The organism is Streptomyces sp. NPDC004838, assembly GCF_053600955.1.
The window spans coordinates 128,873-147,297 of the sequence record NZ_JBSGAW010000018.1; the positions used below are offsets into that span (position 1 = coordinate 128,873).

Below are 18,425 nucleotides of genomic sequence, written 5' to 3' on the forward strand. Positions count from 1 at the left end.
GGTCAGTTGGACTCGTCCCCGCTCCGCATGCCCGCGGCCCGCGCCTCCACCTCGAACAGCGCCGCGTAGTCCTCCTCCGCGAAGCCGTGGCCGATCGCGGTCTGGATGAGCTGGTGGACCATCGCGCTGACGGGCATCGGCACCTCCAGATCACGTGCGGCGCCGAGGCCCAGGTCGAAGTCCTTGCGGAGCATCTTGTTGTTGAAGGTGGGGGTGTAGTCGCGCTCGACCAGCGCCCGGCCCTTGTGCTGGATGAAGGTGGAGCCGAGCACCGAACCGTTGATGAAGTCGACGAACGCGGCGCGCGGCACTCCGCCCTTCTCGGCGAGCGTGGTGACCTCGACCAGCGCCTGGGTGATCATGCCGAGCATGAGGTTGTGGCAGATCTTCACCAGTCGGCTCTGCTCGGCCGGGCCCGCGTGGACCACGGTGGGAGCGATCAGGTCCAGGTAGGGGACCACCCGGTCGTACGTCTCCCGCGGCCCGGAGGCCACCATGGCGCCCTTCCGCTCGGCGACCATGTGCGGGTTGCCGCTGATCGGGGCCGCCAGGAAGGCCACTCCGGCCTCCTCGGCCGCCGCCCGCACCTCGGCGGACGCCTCGGCCGACACCGTCGAGCAGTCCACGATCACCTGGGGCAGCCGGTCGGCCCGGAGCAGGCCGCCCTCGCCCTTGGTCACGGCGATCAGGTCCGCGCTCGCGGACACCATGACGAAGACGATGTCCGCGCCGGCCAGCTCCGTGATGGTGTCGACGGCCTTGGCGCCCTGCTCCACCAGGGGCGCGGTCTTGGAGGCCGTGCGGTTCCACACGGACAGGTCCGCGCCGCCGGCCAGCAGGCTCCCGGCCATGACCGTGCCCATGCGCCCGGTTCCGAGCCAGCCGAGCCGCTCATTGCGGGTTGCACTCATCGTTCTTGTCCTCTCGTTGTCTACTACAGGAAATTGTGGGGCATATAGGTGTATACGGTCGATGTACGCGCTGCGACTCAGGCGTCCATCGCGGTACTGATCGGCCGGACGATCCCGCGTGCCCCGCCGCGGTGATCAGTACTGGTTGGCGATGAAGAGTTCGTCCGCCGGGAAGCGGGTCAGCACCTCGACTCCGGTCGGGGTGACGACGACCTCCTCCTCGATGCGGGCCGCGGAGACCCCGTCGGTGGCCGGGCAGTACGTCTCCAGTGCGAAGACCATGCCCTCCTCGATCAGCATCGGGCTCTCCAGCGAGGTCAGCCGGCTGATGATGGGCCGCTCGTGCAGGGCGAGCCCCAGCCCGTGGCCGAAGAGCAGACCGAAGGCGGTCTTCTCGTCCGCCACGCCGATCTCCTCGGCGGTCGGCCAGAGCCGGGCCACGTCGGCGGTCGAGACTCCGGGCTTGATCGCGTCGATCGCGATGTCCATCCACTCGCGGGCCCGGCTGTAGGCGTCGTGCTGCACCTGGGTGGCGCGGCCCACGTTGAACGTGCGGTAGTAGCACGTCCGGTAGCCGTTGTACGAGTGCATGATGTCGAAGAACGCCTGGTCGCCCGGACGGATCATGCGGTCCGAGAAGTTGTGCGGATGCGGGTTGCAGCGCTCCCCCGACACGGCGTTGATGGACTCGACGTCGTCCGAACCCATCTCGTAGAGCCGCTTGTTGGCCAGCGCCACGATCTCGTTCTCACGGACGCCCGGCTTCAGCGCGTCGGTGATGTCATGGTAGACGCCGTCCACCATCGCGGCGGCCATCGAGAGCAGGGTGATCTCGTCCCGGTTCTTGATCTGGCGGGCGTCCAGCATCACCTGCTGTCCGTCCCGTACGTCCAGACCCTGGCGGGTGAGCTCCGAGTGCAGCGGCAGGTCCAGGATGTCCACGCCGATGGGCAGGCCGCCCACCCCGGCGTCGGCGAGCCGTCCCTTGATCTCGGAGACCGCCCGCTCCATCAGCCCGGCGTCCGGCGAGACCGCGCCGCGCATGGTCGTCCACGAGGAGAGGCAGTTCTCCGGCTTCATCCACGGGGCGTACATCCGGTTGTGCACGGCCGCCGAACCGAAGTCCCACAGGATCAGCTCACCGGTACGGGTGTAGATCGCGTACCGCGACAGCTTCTCCCTGGTCCACTCGCCGATCGAGATCCCGGTCAGGTAGCGGATGTTGTTGTTGTCGAAGACGAGCACCGCACCGAGTTCGCTCTCGTCCAGCGCCTGCTGGATACGGGAGATGCGGTACGAGCGCAGCCGGTCGAAGTTGACGCGCTCCTCGAAGTCGACCATCGCGTGGCCTGGGGTGGGGGCGAAGGGCAAGGCGGGTATCGCGGGAAGTCCGCTCATGAGAGAACTCCGATGTGAGGGGGGAGGTGGTGAGGTAGTAGGGACGGTGGGGAGGCGCTGCCGCACGGAAGGGGAGGCTCAGGCTTCGCTTCCGAGGGCGCGCCGCTGCGCGGTGCGGACCGCCTGGCGGGCCGGGTTGGCGACCAGGGTGGAGGCCAGCAGGGTCCGGGTGTAGGGGTGTGACGGGGTCCGGTAGACCTGGTCCGCCGGTCCGGACTCGACGAGCCGGCCGAGGTTGAGAACCCCGATCTCGTCGCTGATATGACGCACCACCTCAAGGTCGTGCGCGATGAACAGATAGCTGACGCCCAGTTCGCGCTGGAGTTCCATCAGCAGATTGATGACCTGGCTCTGGGTGCTCACGTCGAGTGCGCTGACGGGTTCGTCGCAGACGATGAGCCGGGGCCGGGGGCCCAGCGCACGCGCGATGGCGACGCGCTGGCGCTGGCCGCCGGAGAGTTCGTGCGGATACCGGTCGCTGTGGTAGTCGGACAGGCCCACACGGTCGAGCGCCTCGTTGACCTCACGGTCTCTCTCGATCGCGGACAACTCCCGATGGCGGGTGATGGCCTGGGCGAGGGTGGTGGCGATGGTCTGCCGGGGGTTGAGGGACGACATGGGGTCCTGGAAGACCACCTGCACATCCCGGTTGAAGGAGAGCGGGGTACGCCGGCCGAATTCGGCCGTGTCCTGCCCGTCGAAGACGATCCGGCCCTCGGTGACCGGCGCCAGCCGGAGGATGGCCCGTCCGATGCTGCTCTTTCCCGAGCCGGACTCGCCGACCAGACCGAGGGTCTGGCCGCTGTCGATGGTGAAGCTCACGTCCCGAACGGCGGTGTACGTTCTGGCCCGTCCGGTCAGACCGCGCCCCAGCTGGTAGCGCACGGTGAGGTTCTCCACGGACAGCAGCGGCCGGCCGGCCGTGGTGTCGGCACTCGTGCCCTCGACGGGGTCCGTCGTAGGTTCCGGTGTCGGCTGGTTCATCGGGCACCTGCCAGGTCCAGTTCCGGGGCCCGCAGACAGCGCACCCCGTCGGTGTCGATCGGTACGGCGTCGGTGCGGCACCGGTCCGTGGCGTAGGAGCAGCGGGGATTGAACCGGCAGCCCTGCGGCCACGCCCAGGCGGGCGGCACCCGGCCCGGAATGGTGGCCAGCGGCTCGCCGTCGGTCTCGCTGTGCGGCACGGCGGCCAGCAGCGCCTCGGTGTACGGGTGCCGGGGCTGCGCGAACGCGTCGGTCACGGTGCGCTGTTCGACGATCTGGCCCGCGTACATCACCGCGATGCGGTCGCAGCTGTCGGCCACGACGCCGAGGTCGTGGGTGATGATCAGCAGCGACATCGAGAGGCGTTCCCGCAGCGAGGCGAGCAGATCGAGGACCTGGGCCTGGATGGTGACGTCGAGTGCGGTCGTCGGCTCGTCGGCGATCAGCAGTTCGGGGTCGCAGGCGAGCGCGCCCGCGATCACGACCCGCTGCGCCATGCCGCCGGAGAACTGGTGCGGATAGTCCCGCAGGCGTTCCTCCGCGTTCGGTACGCCGACGAGGGTGAGGAGTTCGGCGGCGCGCTCGGTGGCCTGGGCCTTGGTGAGATCGGTGTGGGCCCTGATGGCGTCGGTGAGCTGGCGGCCGACGGTGTGGACGGGCGACAGCGCGGAGCCGGGGTCCTGGAAGACCATGCCGATGCGGCGACCACGCACCTGACGGAGCGCTTCGCCGGTCAGCCCGGCGAGTTCGGTGTCCTGGAGCCGGACGGAACCCGACTCGACGGACACCCCCTTGGGCAGCAGACCGAGAATCGTGGACGCGGTGATGGACTTGCCGCAGCCGGACTCCCCCACCAGGCCGAACGTTTCTCCGCGCTTGATGTGGAAGGACACGTCGGAGACCAACTCGGCGCCGTTGGCGTCGGTGACGGTGAGCCCCTCGACGCGGAGCAGGGCGTCGGCGGGGGCGGGCGTCTGCGGAACGCTCACCGGCTTCACCACGGGGGCCGGCTTCCGGGGCCGGTTCCCGCCCGTGGACCGGGGGGATCCGGCGTCCCGCAGCCCGTCGCCGAGCAGGTTGAAGACGAGCACGCTGAGGGTGATCGCCGCACCCGGCAGGATGGCCAGCAGCGGGTGGTCGGCGACGTGCTGGCGCGAGGCGTCCAGCATCGCGCCCCAGCTCACCTGCGTCGCGTCGATGCCGACGCCGAGGAAGCTCAGCGTGGCCTCGATGAGCAGCGCGGTGCCGAGCGCGATGGACGCCTGGACGATGAGCGGCGGCGAGACGTTGGGCAGGACCTGCCGGAACATGATCCCGGAGGAACGCAGTCCGAGTACCCGTGCCGCGTCGACGTAGAGCTTCTCGCGTTCGGCCAGGACGACGGCCCGCGTGATCCGCATGAAGCTGACCGCGAAGATCAGGCCGACGGCCAGCATCGCGTTGCCCAGGCCGTTGCCGAGGACGGCGACGAGGGCGAGGGCGAGCAGAAGGGCGGGGATGGACTGCATGACATCGGCGACGCGCATGCCGATCCGGTCCCACCAGCCGCCCCGGTAGCCGACGAACAGTCCGATGCTGACACCGAGGACGAGTCCGATGGCGACGCTCTCCGAGGAGGCGAGCAGTGCCGTGCGGGTGCCGTAGATGAGCCGGGAGAGGGTGTCACGGCCGAGGTCGTCGGTGCCGAGCCAGTGGTCGGCGCTCGGCCCCTGCAGTTTGCTCTGCACATCGGGGGCGGCGGGGTCGTACGGCGCAATCCACGGAGCGGCGAACGCCACGGCGACCTGGAGCACCAGGATCGCGAGGCAGAACAGGGTGACGGGCTGCCGCAGCATCCGGCGCAGGGTGCGGCCCCGCATCGGCGATCCGCCGGACAGGGCGTCGTCCGGACCGCCCTGAGCTGCGGACACGGCGCCGGTGGCCGGGACGGGTGCGGTGGAGGCTCCCTCACCGCGTGGTGTGTCGCTCATTGCGGCCTCACCTTCGGGTTGATCACGCCATAGAGGAGGTCGGCCGCCAGGTTGACCAGGAGGACGATGACCGCCACCAGGACGATGGAGCCCTGGAGCATGGGATAGTCGGCGCGTACGACGCTGTCGATGAGCATGGTTCCGAGGCCGGGTACCGCGAAGATCCGTTCGATGACGAAACTGGCGGCGACCAGGACGGACATCTGGATCGCGATCACAGCGAGGACCGGGACCAGGGCGTTCTTGATGGCGTACCGCAGAATGATCTTCCGCTTGCGGATGCCCCGTGCCAGCAGGGTCTGCACATACGGGGACTCCAGCGCGTCGATCATGGCGCTGCGGGTCTGCCGGGCGATGACGGCCGCCGTGTGGGAGCCGAGGGCGAACGCGGGCAGGATCATGCCTTGCGCCCAGCCCCCCGGATCCTCGGTGAAGGGGACGTAGCCGACGACGGGCAGCCAACCGAGGTTGACGGCGAAGACCAGGACCAGCAGCAGACCCAGCCAGAAGCTGGGAACCGCGAGGCCCAGGGCGACGACGGTGGTCAGCAGCCGGTCGGCGGCGGAGCCCGGGCGCAGCGCGCCCAGGACTCCCAGCGGGATGCCCGCCAGCAGGGCGATCGCCATGCCGGCGATCGCCAGGGAGAGCGTGATGCCGATGCCCGTCGAGATGGACTCGGTCACCGGGATCCCCGTGTAGAGGGATTTGCCGAGGTCTCCCGTCACCGCGCCGCCCAGCCAGTCCCCGTACTGCTCGAAGAGCGGCCGGCTGAGACCCAGTTGTTCGGTCATGGCCGCCTTGTCGGCGGCGGGCGCGCCTTCACCCAGGATCTGCGCCACCGGGTCGGTGGGCGTCAGATGGACCAGGGTGAAGACGAACATCGACACCAGGAGCAGGGTGGGCAGCGCGGAGAGCAGCCGTTGGAGGACGAACTTCGTCATCTGCCCGAACCCTTTGACGCCTCCACGTGGGCGAAGACACGCTCGCGCACCCGGCGCGTCGCGGCACCGGCCTCGGCGCGGTCCAGGTCCGTCAGCTCGCCGCCGCGCTTGCGCACGACTCCGTCGATGACGACCGTGTCCACATCGCCGGTGCTGGTCTGGAGCACCACATGGGCGGCCGGGTCGCCGAGCGCCATGCCGTACGGCTCGGTGTTGATGAGGACGACGTCGGCGAGCTGCCCGGGGGCGAGCCGGCCGAGGTCGTCGCCGAGCCCGATGGAGCGGGCCGCGTTGACCGTGGCGTACTCCAGCATCTGGCGCGGATAGACCAGGGGCATTCCCTCGCGGTGCTCCAGCGGGTAGCGGCCGGCCGCGCGCTCGCTGGCGGCGTCGACGTTGCGCATCAGCAGATAGGTGAGGCGCATCGCGGCGAACATGTCGATGGCGACCCGGGACGCGGTGTCGATGCCGAGGCTGGAGACGACCCCGGCCCGGTGGGCGCGGTTGAGGATGGTCATGACCCCGCCCCCGCCGAACTCGCCCTCGGGGGTGAAGGAGATACCGCCGCCGCACGCGGCGAGCATGTCCAGCTCACCGTCGTCCGCGGCGTTGGCGTGCGCCGGAAGAATGTCGGAGTCCAGCAGTCCGGCCTCGTGCAGGGAGCGGATCTGACCGGCCACGTTCTGGTGGATGGACATCAGCATGCCCAGTTCACGGGCGAGCCCGATCTCCTTGGTGACCCGGTCCAGGCTGCCGTACTCGATGGAGCCCAGGGCCATGCCGACCCGCAGCAGACTGTCGTCGGCGGTCTCCTGGTGCATCGCGCGGATGTGCTCCAGCCGCCAGGCGAGATCCTCCGGCGGCGCGTCGAAGCTGGAGAGCATGCCGTACGCCCACAGGGTGCGCTGCCGGGTCTTGCGGTGCGCGCGCAGACCGGCCTCGGCGGACTCGGGGGACATGACGTTGTGGCAGAAGTCGAGGACACCGGTCACGCCGGCGTCGATCATCTGGGTGGAACCCGCGATCGTGGCGTCGTGGATGTCCTCCGCGCTGTAGTGCTCCCGCAGGTAGAAGACCTGGTTCTGGTAGTCGTCCCAGGTCCAGCCGGGGGCGTGCAGGCCCTTCAGCGGGGTCTGCCAGGCGTGCATGTGGGTGTCGATCAGACCGGGGATGGCGATCATGCCCGTGGCATCGATCTGCTCGGCGTCCGGGTCGGTCAGCTCGGGGCCGACGGCGGCGATCCGGTTGCCGGCGATCAGGACGTCCCCGGTGGTGAGGTCACCGAGCGCCGGGTCCATCGTGAGGACGGTGGCGTTCTTGATGAGCAGCTTGGACGCGTTGGCGGCGGTCTCAGGCACGGGTGACTCCCTGGTGGACGGGGGCGGCGACGGGAAGGTCGGCGAAGGGCTTCGCGGTGTACACGACACGTCCGTCGACGATGGTGAGTACGGATTCGATACGGGGGATCAGCTCCTCGGCGACGGTGAAGTAGTCGTCGCTGAGGACGGCGAGGTCGGCGAGGAGACCCGGCTCCAGCCGGCCGCGCTCGTTCTCCTCGTAGCTGAACCAGGTGCCGGACGCGGTGTAGCCGCGCAGCGCCTCTTCCCGGGTGAGCAGATTGTGCGGGGCGAGGGTCTCGTTGCCCTGGACGCTGCGCCCGTTCAGGAACCAGGCGAGCGTGGCGAACGGGTTGTAGGAGGCCACCCGCATCGCGTCCGAGCCCAGGCCGAGCGGAATGCCCCGCTCGATGATCTCGCGCAGCGGCGGCGCCTCCGCTACGGTCTCGGCGCCCCAGACGGCGAGCGCCTCCTCGCCCTGGAAGCGGAAGAGCCCCTGGGCGAGCACACCCGCGCCGAGCGCGGCGATCCGGTCGACATCGGTGAGAGTGAGCGGCTCGGCGTGCACCAGCGACCAGCGCAGGCCGCTGATGTCGTGCTCCGCGTGCACTTCCTCCCAGGCGCTGAGGACGGCGTCGATGGTCTCGTGGTGGTGGGCGTGGGTGTGCACGGTCCAGCGGTTGCGGGCGAGGTCGCTGAAGAGCCGTCGCAGTTCGGCGCGTACGTCCTCGCCGATCTTCACGGGCTTGGCGATCTTGTCGACGGTGCAGTAGAGGATGACCTCGCCCACACCGAGGACCCGCAGCATGCCGTCGCCCACGTCCAGCGGGGTGAAGCGCTGGTACCCGGCGAGGTCCTGCTGCTCGGTGCCTTCCCGCTCGGCGTGCACGGTGAGCCGGGTGCGCACGGTCAGCTGGCCGCGGCGCCAGGTCTCCCGGATCGCCGGGTAGGCGTCGGGGCCGCTGTTGAAGCCGCCGCCGTCGATCGCGCCGGTGATGCCGAGCCGGTTCAGCTCACGGGACATCTCGGCCGTGGAGGCGATCTGCTCCTCCATGGTGGGCGCCGGCATCCGCCGGTAGAACCACTCCATCAGGGGGGTGCCGTTGACCTTGCCGGTCAGCTCGCCGTTGTCGTCGGTCTCGAAGAGCGACGCCTTGAAGCCCTGGCCGTCCAGCTCGCGCACCAGCGCGTGGTCGACGCCCAGCTCGCGCATCGCGGCGGTGTTCAGTACGGCCCAGTCGTAGAGGAACTGCACATAGACGGGGTTGTCGGGGGCCGCCGCGTCCAGCTCCTCACGGCTCGGACCCCGGCCCTCGGGGAACTGCGCGGGGTGCCAGCCGCCGATGACCCTGATCCAGCTGCCGGCCGGGCGCTCGGAGACACGGCGGGTGATGGCCGCGAGCCCCGACTCCAGGGTCTGCTCGTCCTCCCAGCGGACCTCGTCGCGCCAGGTGCGCCCGGCGCGGACCACATGCACGTGGGAGTCGATCAGACCGGGGACGACCCTCCGCCCCGCCAGGTCCACCACGGTGGTGGCGGGACCCGCCAGATCCTCGATCTCCCGGGTGGTGCCGATGGCCGAGATCCGGTCGCCGGTGATGGCGACCGCCTCCACCTCGGCGTCCTTCGAGTCCGTGGACATGGTCGTCACACGGCCGTTGAGCAGGACGAGATCGGGAAGTGCCTTCTGAGGCGGGATGTTGCTCATGGGTGGGTTTCTCCATCCGGGGGTGTACGGATCGGACTGCGTGTGCAGCGGTGGGGCGGGGGGGTGCTCAGCCCTGGGGCCGGGCCTCCTTGTAACGGAACACCGCCACGTCATTGGTGGTGGAGGCGATGTTGTCGACCTTCTTGGGGTTGTAGGCCCAGAAGCCGGAGTAGTCGAAGTAGCCGCAGTCCAGCGCCTCGTCGTTGACGATCTTCGACATCTTCTGCCAGGCGGCGTCCTGCGCCTCGGGCGTCTTGGCGTCCACGCCCTCCTTGACGGCGGCGTCGATCTCGGGGTAGGTGACGTTCAGCGGGTTGCCCGGGGCTTCCGGGGCGAACTTGCGGGTCCAGTAGTCGTAGGCGCCCGAGCGGGAGCCGTCGGAGAGGATCGCGGCGGGGTACTTTCCGCTCTGATAGGTGCTCAGGAACTGCGGGAAGTTGGGCAGTTCGATCTTGACGTCGACACCGATCTTCGACATCTGGTTGCGGAACAGCTCGGCGATGGTCCGCTGGGTGTCATAGCTGATCAGGGTGAACGACTTCTTCTCGCCCACCTCGGACATCAGCTGCTTGGCCTTGTCCAGGTCGTGGGGGTAGCCCTTCAGGGAGGCGTTGTAGCCGGGCTGGCCCTCAGGGAACCGCTGGAGGTGGGTCTTGCCCTTGCCGCCGAGCGCCGCGTCGAGGTAGTCCTGCGGGTTCATGGCGTAACACACGGCCTGGCGGAACTTCTTGTCCTTGAACACCCCTTGGGTGTCGAACATCTGCAGGTGCCAGAGCACGGACGGGAACGAGGTGGACTTCAGGCCCTCCTTCTCCGCGCGCTCGGCGAGCGGCGGGCTGGTCCACACGACGTCGAGCTGTCCGGCGCGCAGCGCGTTGTAGAGGCTGTCGGGGTCGTTGATCTGGGTGACCTCGACGCGGGCGGGGCCGACCGACTTCTTGTCGTAGTACTTGTCGAAGGCCGTGACGACCGTGCGCAGTCCCTTGGTGGACGCCTTCGGGTCGTACTTCCAGGGGCCGGTGCCCACGCCCGTGGTCTTCCAGTCGCCCGCGTCCAGCGCCTTGGGGGAGACCATGTACATCCCGAGCCGCGCCAGATTGTTGATCAGGCCCGGCGAGGGTTCCTTGAGGTCGATGCGCAGGTGCGTGTCGTCCACCACGGTGAACGCCTTCACGGCGGAGAGCTGGTTCCGGTACTGGCTGGGGGTGGTCTGGACCCGCTGGAGGTTCTTGGCCGCGGCCGCGGCGTTGAAGGGTGTGCCGTCGTGGAAGACGACGTCCGAGCGGAGGGTGAGCTCGACCGACAGCGGCGTCTCCTTCCACTCCGTGGCCAGTTGCGGCTGGAGGGTGAAGCCGTCCGGGGCGACGCTGAGCAGCGACTCGTACACCAGCGAGGTGAAGGTGCTGTTCTGGTGGGTGATGGGCTCCCAGTCCTTGAACTGCTGATTGGTGCCGAAGCGCAGCGTTCCGCTCGGACCGTTCCCGGACTTCTTCTGACTCGACGACGTGCTGTCGGTCCCGCTTCCGCCGCTGGAGCACGCGGCGAGGGTGACGGTGAGCGCGATGGTGAGCACCAGTCCCCCCGTTCTCGGGGACAGCGGGAACCGGGACCTGCGGGCTCTCCCCTGAGGGGTGGGCGATCCGTTGTCTGGCACAGCAAAACCTCCACGGGCTGCTGAACTGCTTGAGGGATCCACGAGATGTGGCGTGCGTTATATTGCACGTATGTGCAGTATCACTGTCAAGGGGTAGGCGCAGAGTCCTCCAGAAGAGTCTCCCTGCCCCCCAAGAAGTGCAGGTAAATACGGGTAGGCACCCTTTTTTCTCTGCACAGCTGTCCAGTGGGTAGTCAACCGAGCCCGACAACTGTTCAATATGACGTGCATACATGTGCAGTGGCGTGCAGTCCTGTACGGTTGTCCAGCGCGTACACACCGGATCACAGCGATCGGGAGGCCCGATGAAACCCGAGGGGGGAAGCCCCGGCCTCGGTGCACGGCTCAGAAGAGTCCGCTCCGAGCGAGGGCTGTCACTGCGTGAGCTGGGTCGACTCGCGGGCTGTTCCGCGAGTCTGATCTCCCAGGTCGAACGCGGCCAGACAGCGCCATCGGCCGGTGTCATCTACGGCATCGCCAACGCTCTGGACATCTCCCTCGACTACCTCTTCGGAGTCGCGGACGCGGAGGAACCATCCGCGTCGGCCGGGCGGAGGGCGCCGCAGGTCGCGCCGCCGCCGCGGGGCGGTACGGACGAGATGCCCGGGTTCGCCGCCGCCACGGTCACCGCGACCCGCGGCGCGCGCCTCGGAGCGCCGGCCCCCGAGGCCGCGAGGCTCGACGGCGCCCGCGGCGATGAGGTACCGCCGCCCAACCCCGACGGCGGCGCTCCACCGTCCGGCCCCGGCCTGGCGCCGGTCACCGACACGATCGTGCAGCGCGGGAACCTCCGCCGCACCATCGACCTCGCCAGCGGAGTGCGCTGGGAACGGCTGACCCCGCAGCAGGACGCTCGGGTCGACTTCCTCGAAGTCGTCTACGCGCCGTACGGCAGGTCCACCGACACCCGCTGCCCGATCCGGCACGTCGGACGGGAGTACCAGCTCGTCCTCCAGGGGACGCTGCACGCGGACGTGGGATTCGAGACCTATGTGCTGGAGGCCGGGGACTCCCTGGCCTTCGACCCCGTGACCCCGCACCAGTACCGCAATATGACCGGCGAGGAAGTCCGGGTCATCTCGGTGGTCGTCCACGCGGACTGACCCTCCCGGCCCGGCCGCGCCGGGTCCGGGTGCGCCGGGTCCGGGTGCGTGACGTCGCACGGCGATGGCGTGCCGCCCACGCGGTGCGGAACCCGGCGGGTCGGCGGATGTTCGGCGATGATGTTCACGGGCCGTCCCCACCGCCGGGGGACGGCCTCTCGCCGATGTCCCGGTCCGGTCCCGGTCAGGACTTCACGAGCCGGGCGACCGCGGCGGTGGCCTCGGTGACCTTCTCGTCCGGAACCGTGCCGCTGCGCGCGGCGGCCTCGGTGACACAGTGCCTGAGATGTTCGCTGAGCAGGCCGAGCGCCACCGCCTCCAGCGCCCTGGTGACCGCCGAGACCTGAGTGAGCACGTCGATGCAGTACTTGTCGTTCTCGATCATCCTCGCGATGCCGCGGACCTGACCCTCGATGCGGCGCATCCGCTTGAAGTAGTCATCCTTGTTCCCGGCATAACCGTTCATGGCCCTCCTCGTGGCGAGGCTCGGACAGACCCTGGGGGCAGTCTAACCGGGCGTACTCGCCCAAGGGTTGACGAAAATCACGGAGTCGGGCCTGTCATTCGCCCCCGCTTCGGCCGGTGCGCACGCGCTTCGGAGCCCCTGGCCCGATCCCGTGCGGGGAAGCCGGACCGGGGGCTCGCGGCGGCCGTCGTCGGTGGTTGGTGGCCGGTGGTCGCTGGTCGGTGGTCGGTGGTCGGTGGTCGGTGGTCGGTGGTCGGTGGTCGGTGGTCGGTTACGAGTATTTCCGGATGAGGTCCTCAAGCGACCCCTGCGGGATCTCTCCCTCCGGGGTGAGTCTGTCGACGGCCTCCGGCAGCGCCGTGGCGAGCTGATCCGCGGCCTGCTCCGGGCTCAGTCCGGCCTGTCGCGCGACATGGTCGAGCGCGGCGATCGGCAGGGCCTGGGCGACCTCCGCCCCGCTGACCGACTCGTTCGCGCCGGTGGCGACCCAGGACCGCGCCTTCGCTCCCAGCCCGCCCTCCTGGAGCTGCTGCAGCAGCCCTTCCAGCGAGTCTCCCCCGCCGCTGCCGAGGGCTCCGAGCAGTGCGCCCAGCAGATTGCCCGCTTCGCCGCTCCCCTCTCCGCCGAGCAGCCCCCCGAGCAGACTCCCGAGATCGTTTCCCGCCATGGTGTGCCCTTCTCTCGCACTCGTGATGTCACCGCCCGGAGACCGGGCGGCGGCGACGTCGTCGCACCGGGACAACGAGACGACTCCGGGCAGGGTGCGGCGGGCGGCGAGCGGGTGGGGTCCGTTCGGCGAGGGAGGCTGCTTGCGGTTTCAGCAAATATGCTTGCCGCCGTGGAGTCGTGTCCGCACGATGCCCTCATGACTGAGATGGCAGACAGGACCGACGCCGGTGCCGACGACAACAGCGACGGCAATGGCGACGGCGGCAGCGAAGTGAGCACGCGCGCAGGCGTGGATGCGGATGTCGACGTCGACGTCGACGTGCTGATCGTCGGCGGCGGCGTCGCGGGGCTTTCCGGTGCGCTGGTGCTGGCTCGTTCCCGGCGTTCAGTGCTGGTCGTCGACTCCGGAGAGCCTCGCAACGCTCCCGCTTCCGGGGTCCACGGGTTCTTGTCCCGCGATGGCGTCGAACCGCACCGGCTCTTGTCCGCGGGCGCCGAGGAGGTCATCGGCTACGGCGGGCGGATCGTCTCGGACCGGGCTGTCGGCGTCCGCCGTGACGGCCAGGGTCTCCTGGTCGACACCGCCGCCGGCCGACGCCACCGGGCACGGCGGCTGCTGGTGACCACAGGGCTGGTCGACCGGCTCCCCGACATCCCCGGACTGAGCGAACGATGGGGGCGGGACGTGCTGCACTGCCCGTACTGCCACGGCTGGGAGGTGCGCGACGAGCCGATCGGAGTGCTCGCCCAGGGGCCGGAGGCTGTGCACCAGGCGATGATGTTCCGCCAACTGTCGCCGGAGGTGACCCTGTTCCTGCACACCGCGCCCGATCCGGACGAGGAGCAGTGGGAGCGGCTGGCCGCGCGCGGAATCAGCGTGGTCGACGGTGAGGTCGCCGCTCTCGATCCGGCCGACGACCGGCGCTTCGCCGTGGTGCTGGCTTCCGGTCGGCGCGTGCCGGTGCGGGCTCTGGCGGTCGCTCCACGGTTCGAGGCCCGTGCCGCCATCCTCTCGGGCCTCGGTCTGACGGTGGTGGACCACCCCTCGGGCATGGGGAGCCATGTGGAGTCGGACGAGAACGGATTCACCGGGGTCGCCGGGGTGTGGGCCGCCGGCAACGTCACCGACCTCATGGCCGCGGTCCCCGCCGCCGTGGCCTCGGGAGCACGCGCCGCGGCGGCGATCAACGCCGATCTGGTCGCCGCCGACACCGATGCCGCGGTGGCCGTCCGCCGTGACGCGGCCCGGTTCGCCGACGCCTTCAGCGCGGCCGCGGAGGCCGCGAACTGCGAACGAGTCCTCGGAGTCCGCCGCCACGGGCTCGACACGGTGTTCCCTCCCGGCGGTCCGTCCTGAAGGGTTCGCGAGAGCCGGAGGAGCGGCGCGAAGCGACCTCCTCGAGGTGCCGCCGCCGCTCGTTCGCCGCGCCCCGCCGTCAGGCCGCGTACTGGTACGCCGGGTAGGTCAAGTAGCCCGCGTCGCCGCCCTGGTAGTAGGTGGCCTCGTCGACGGGGGCGAGCGGAAGACCGGCCCGCAGCCGCTCGACCAGATCGGGGTTGGCGATGAAGGCCCGGCCGAAGCCGATGAGATCGGCGCCCAGGCCGAGCCAGTGATCGGCGTCGTCCCGGCCGGTCTGCTTCGGCCCCATCGGATACACGGGGTTCATGATCAGCGTGCCCGGCCAGGCCCGGCGCAGGGCGACGAGCACGCCCTCGTCCGCGGTCGCCTCAAGGTGTACGTAGGCCGGTCCGAGCGGGGCCAGTTCGGTCAGCAGCGCGGTGTAGAGCTCCGGGACGTCGCTCTCCTCGACTCCCCAGAACGTCCCGCCCGGCGATAGCCGGATACCCGTCCTGTCCCCGCCGACGGCCTCGACGGTGGCGGCGACGGCCTCGACGGCGAACCTGATCCGGTTGGCGACCGTACCTCCGTAGCGGTCCGTGCGGACGTTGGCGTTGGACGACAGGAACTGCGAGATCAGGTAGCCGTTGGCGCCGTGCAGCTCCACACCGTCGAAGCCCGCGTCGACGGCGCGGCGCGCGGCCCGGGCGTAGGACCGCGCGTGCTCGGGAACCTCGGCGGTGGCCAGTGCGCGCGGCGTGGGAGCCGGCTGCGGCCCCGTCGGGGTGAACACCTCGCCGACGGCGGGGACGGCCGACGGGCCGACCGGCCGCACTCCGGTGGTGTCGGAATGCGAGACCCGGCCGCCGTGCATGAGCTGCGCGAAGATCCGGCCGCCGTTGGTGTGGACCGCCTCCGTCACCGGACGCCATGCCTCGACCTGCTCGTCGGTGTGCAACCCCGGCGTGCCCGGGTTGGACTGCCCGATCGCGCTCGGCTGCACCCCCTCGCTCACGATCAGACCGGCGGTGGCCCGCTGCGCGTAGTACGCCGCCATGGACGGCGTCGCCAGGCCCCCGGCGGCGGCCCGGATTCGCGTCATCGGGGCCATGACCAGTCGGTTGGGCAGTGTCAGGCCGCCGAGCCGGTAGCCCGTGAAAAGGTGCGCCATGTCGAGGATCCTCCGGAGTCCGGTGCGCCCGCCGCTCGGGCACGACGGCTACGCTAGAACCTCACATCAATGTCAGAGGCAAGTGCCCGTGACGCAGGCCACACCGGGGAGGTCGCAGTGCGGATCGGGGAACTCGCCGCGCAGGCCGGAGTCAGTGTCCGGTCCTTGCGCTACTACGAGGAGCAGGGCCTGCTGTCCAGCACCCGCAGCCCCGGCGGGCAGCGGCACTACACCCACGGCGAGGTCGAGCGGGTCACCCTCATCCAGCGCCTGTACGCCGCGGGCCTGTCCAGCCGGACCATCGCCGAACTGCTGCCCTGCGTCGACGCGCCCAGCGAGGAGAACTCCCACTCCGCTCTGGAACGGATGGCCCTGGAACGCGACCGGCTCTCCGCCCACATCACCGACCTCATCCGGACCAGGGACGCCCTCGACGGGCTGGTGGCCATCGCCCGCGCCCACCGTGAACAGCTCTGAACAGGGGCGACGCCGGCCCTCCTCCGGAACGACTTCATTCGATACCGGGGCCTCTGTCGAATGATGCGGGTCAGCACCGGTGCCGTCGGCGGCCCCGCGTCGATCAGGGGCAGAAGTCCCTGGCCCGAGGGGAGTTCGGTCAGATGACCGGTGCGCGGCGCGGCACCCGGAGGGCAGCCGGATGACTGATCTCAGGACGTGCCGGGCCGACGGGCTGCGCGACGTCACCTGGCGACGCGGCGGATGACCGATACGGCGATGCCGTCCGGGCGGTCCACGGCGACCGCGGCGTCGCGGACGCGGTATGCGGGAGCGCCTGCCCCCACTCGACCGGCTACAGGCACCGAGCTTTGGCACCCCGCCGCGTGGGCCTGGCCACGCAGGCGAACGCGGCTTCTCAACCGGCAAGCGGTCGTGTGCCGACGGCCCGCGGTTCGGCGAGCAGCGCGGTACTGTCGCACAGCGGGCTGCCGTCGCCTTCTTCGCGGCCGAGGGCAGCACCGAGCAGTACAGCCTGCGGGTGCGCCGCGCCACGGAGAAGCGCCTGGACCTGATCGCCTTCGGCTCCGAGACCGCCGACTCCGTCGACGCCCTGGCCGAGCACCTCATCGCCGACGGCGTCCGCCTCGACCGGGAACCCGGCCGGCCGGACACACCCGGCGGGGGCTACGGCTTCCGGTTCTCCGACCCGGAAGGCCGCCTCCTGGAGGTGTCCTGCTACGTCGAACAGCGCGCCGCACACTGCTGGAGCCCCGCGAGTCGGTTCCGCAGCGGCTCAGCCACGTGGTAATCAACAGTGTCGACATCCTCGCCACCAAGGCGTTCTACGAACAGCACCTGGGATTCAGGCTCTCCGACTGGCTGGAGGAGCATATGCGCTTCCTGCGGACCCGGATCGACCACCACATCCTGGCCATCAGCTCGGAGCCGCACGTCGCGCTCAACCACGTCTCCTTCGAGATGCGCGGCGTCGACGAGTACATGCGGGGCCTCGGTCGGCTGATCCGGCAAGGCAACAAGCCGCTCTGGGGCCCGGTCGGCACGGTGCCGGCGACAACACCTTCACGTACTTCCTCGCCCCAACGGCAACGTCATGGAGTACACGATCGAGTTGGAGAAGATCCACGAGGCGCGGCATGGGTGCCACGGCGTTTCGAGGCATCCCCCGAGGCCGCCGACCAGTGGGGCACCGGCGGGCTGATCACCGTCGCGATGATCCCGGCGACATTCAACGACCCCGACAAGGGGCTGTGGATCCCGGCCCCGTTCTGACGGCGTCGCGGAGCCGAAGCCATTCCCCGTCCGACAGGAAATCCGACAGGGAATCCCAGAGAAATCCGAGAGGAGCCGCAGTGAGCACGGTCCACCACGATGTCCCCGCCCTCGCCCCGCCCAGGCTCGAAGAGATCGGCGACGGTGTGTTCGCCTATCTACAACCCGACGGCAGCTGGTGGATCAACAACACCGGGTTCCTCGTCGGACGGCGCGGGGTGATCAGCGTGGACTCCTGCGCCACGGTCCGGCGCACCCGCGCCTATCTGGACGCCATCGCCACCGTCACCCCGAAACCGGTGCGGACGCTGGTCAACACCCACCACCACGGCGACCACACCTTCGGCAACCACCTCTTCCGCGGCGCCACGATCGTGGGACACGAGGCCACCCGGGAGGGCGTCCTCGACTGGGGCGAGCCCAGGTCGGCGCCTTACTGGACCGAGGTCGACTGGGGCGAGGTCGTCCTCGAACCGCCCTTCCTCACCTTCACCGACTCGGTGACCCTGTGGTCCGACGAACTGCGCGCCGAGGTACGCCATGTCGGCGTCCCCGCCCACACGACGAACGACTCCGTCGTCTGGCTGCCGGAGCAGCGGCTCCTCTTCGCCGGCGATCTGCTGTTCAACGGCGGGACTCCCTTCCTCGTCCAGGGTTCGGTGGCGGGTGCCGTCCAAGTCCTGGAGGAGGTCGTGAAGCCGCTGGGCGCGACGACCGTCGTCCCCGGACACGGCGATGTCGCCGGGCCCGGGCTCGTCGACGACGTCCTCGGCTATCTGCGGTTCGTGCAGAACGCAGCCCGCGACGGGGCCGCCGCTGGGCTCACCCCGCTGGAGACCGCCCGCGAACTCGACCTGGGCGGATACGGCGAGCTGCTCGATCCGGAGCGCATCGTCGGCAACCTGCACCGCGCCTACGCCGAGTTGGCGGACGGCCCGCTCGGCCGTCGTATCGACGTCGCCGCCGCACTCGCCGACATGGTCGCCTACAACGGCGGCCGCCCTCTCACCTGTTTCGCCTGAGCC

The 18,425-nt window shown here is 69.9% G+C and carries 17 protein-coding genes; 6 read left to right on the forward strand and 11 right to left on the reverse strand.

Features of this window, described 5'->3' with window-relative positions; genetic code table 11:
- Nucleotides 1-2: 2 nt before the first annotated feature.
- The 8 genes from ACWEFL_RS21260 to ACWEFL_RS21295 all read right to left on the reverse strand — a co-directional run bounded on the left by ACWEFL_RS21260 (nt 3) and on the right by ACWEFL_RS21295 (nt 10,822).
- Nucleotides 3-992 carry an NAD(P)-dependent oxidoreductase gene (locus ACWEFL_RS21260; protein WP_451714933.1) on the reverse strand — a complete coding sequence of 330 codons (990 nt, stop codon included), beginning with the start codon at nt 990-992 and terminating at the stop codon, nt 3-5.
- A gap of 54 nt (nt 993-1,046) precedes the next feature.
- Entirely contained in the window at nt 1,047-2,309 is a 1,263-nt protein-coding gene (locus ACWEFL_RS21265; RefSeq protein ID WP_451714815.1) for a M24 family metallopeptidase, read from the reverse strand.
- A 78-nt stretch (nt 2,310-2,387) separates the two neighbouring features.
- The gene (locus ACWEFL_RS21270) at nt 2,388-3,293 is read right to left on the reverse strand and encodes an ATP-binding cassette domain-containing protein (RefSeq protein ID WP_451714817.1); all 906 of its coding nucleotides are present in this window, start codon (nt 3,291-3,293) and stop codon (nt 2,388-2,390) included.
- Nucleotides 3,290-5,263, reverse strand: a complete 1,974-nt coding sequence (locus ACWEFL_RS21275; RefSeq protein WP_451714819.1) for a dipeptide/oligopeptide/nickel ABC transporter permease/ATP-binding protein — start codon at nt 5,261-5,263, stop codon at nt 3,290-3,292. The genes ACWEFL_RS21270 and ACWEFL_RS21275 overlap by 4 nt, the downstream gene beginning before the upstream one ends.
- On the reverse strand, nt 5,260-6,204 hold the full coding sequence (locus tag ACWEFL_RS21280) for an ABC transporter permease (protein ID WP_451714822.1): 945 nt from the start codon (nt 6,202-6,204) through the stop codon (nt 5,260-5,262). The genes ACWEFL_RS21275 and ACWEFL_RS21280 overlap by 4 nt, the downstream gene beginning before the upstream one ends.
- Nucleotides 6,201-7,562 (reverse strand): amidohydrolase family protein, encoded by a 1,362-nt coding sequence (locus tag ACWEFL_RS21285; protein ID WP_451714826.1) that lies wholly within the window; start codon nt 7,560-7,562, stop codon nt 6,201-6,203. The genes ACWEFL_RS21280 and ACWEFL_RS21285 overlap by 4 nt, the downstream gene beginning before the upstream one ends.
- A complete protein-coding gene (locus ACWEFL_RS21290; protein WP_451714829.1) occupies nt 7,555-9,249 on the reverse strand; it encodes an amidohydrolase in 1,695 nt (564 codons plus the stop codon). The genes ACWEFL_RS21285 and ACWEFL_RS21290 overlap by 8 nt, the downstream gene beginning before the upstream one ends.
- Before the next feature lie 67 nt (nt 9,250-9,316).
- The gene (locus ACWEFL_RS21295; protein WP_451714832.1) at nt 9,317-10,822 is read right to left on the reverse strand and encodes an ABC transporter substrate-binding protein; all 1,506 of its coding nucleotides are present in this window, start codon (nt 10,820-10,822) and stop codon (nt 9,317-9,319) included.
- A 386-nt stretch (nt 10,823-11,208) separates the two neighbouring features.
- Between ACWEFL_RS21295 and ACWEFL_RS21300 the strand changes: the two genes are divergently transcribed.
- Entirely contained in the window at nt 11,209-12,006 is a 798-nt protein-coding gene (locus ACWEFL_RS21300; RefSeq protein WP_451714835.1) for a helix-turn-helix domain-containing protein, read from the forward strand.
- 184 nt (nt 12,007-12,190) lie between these two features.
- Here ACWEFL_RS21300 and ACWEFL_RS21305 read toward each other — a convergent pair whose 3' ends face one another.
- Complete coding sequence (locus tag ACWEFL_RS21305; protein WP_451714838.1) at nt 12,191-12,472, reverse strand: metal-sensitive transcriptional regulator; 282 nt, start codon at nt 12,470-12,472, stop codon at nt 12,191-12,193.
- Between the two features lie 271 nt (nt 12,473-12,743).
- On the reverse strand, nt 12,744-13,139 hold the full coding sequence (locus tag ACWEFL_RS21310; RefSeq protein ID WP_451714840.1) for a YidB family protein: 396 nt from the start codon (nt 13,137-13,139) through the stop codon (nt 12,744-12,746).
- A 207-nt stretch (nt 13,140-13,346) separates the two neighbouring features.
- On the opposite strand from ACWEFL_RS21310, the gene ACWEFL_RS21315 reads away from it, so the two are divergent.
- A complete protein-coding gene (locus ACWEFL_RS21315) occupies nt 13,347-14,498 on the forward strand; it encodes an NAD(P)/FAD-dependent oxidoreductase (protein WP_451714934.1) in 1,152 nt (383 codons plus the stop codon).
- Between the two features lie 79 nt (nt 14,499-14,577).
- On the opposite strand, the gene ACWEFL_RS21320 is transcribed toward ACWEFL_RS21315, so the two are convergent.
- Nucleotides 14,578-15,651, reverse strand: coding sequence for an alkene reductase (locus ACWEFL_RS21320; RefSeq protein ID WP_451714842.1), 1,074 nt, complete (start codon nt 15,649-15,651; stop codon nt 14,578-14,580).
- 117 nt (nt 15,652-15,768) lie between these two features.
- Between ACWEFL_RS21320 and ACWEFL_RS21325 the strand changes: the two genes are divergently transcribed.
- From ACWEFL_RS21325 to ACWEFL_RS21340, 4 genes are all read left to right on the forward strand, one after another.
- Nucleotides 15,769-16,128 carry a MerR family transcriptional regulator gene (locus ACWEFL_RS21325; RefSeq protein WP_451714937.1) on the forward strand — a complete coding sequence of 120 codons (360 nt, stop codon included), beginning with the start codon at nt 15,769-15,771 and terminating at the stop codon, nt 16,126-16,128.
- Between the two features lie 304 nt (nt 16,129-16,432).
- Nucleotides 16,433-16,918, forward strand: coding sequence for a VOC family protein (locus ACWEFL_RS21330; RefSeq protein ID WP_451714845.1), 486 nt, complete (start codon nt 16,433-16,435; stop codon nt 16,916-16,918).
- Complete coding sequence (locus tag ACWEFL_RS21335) at nt 16,912-17,400, forward strand: hypothetical protein (protein ID WP_451714848.1); 489 nt, start codon at nt 16,912-16,914, stop codon at nt 17,398-17,400. The genes ACWEFL_RS21330 and ACWEFL_RS21335 overlap by 7 nt, the downstream gene beginning before the upstream one ends.
- Nucleotides 17,401-17,480: 80 nt before the next feature.
- On the forward strand, nt 17,481-18,422 hold the full coding sequence (locus tag ACWEFL_RS21340) for an MBL fold metallo-hydrolase (protein ID WP_451714850.1): 942 nt from the start codon (nt 17,481-17,483) through the stop codon (nt 18,420-18,422).
- The last annotated feature ends 3 nt before the right edge of the window (nt 18,423-18,425 follow it).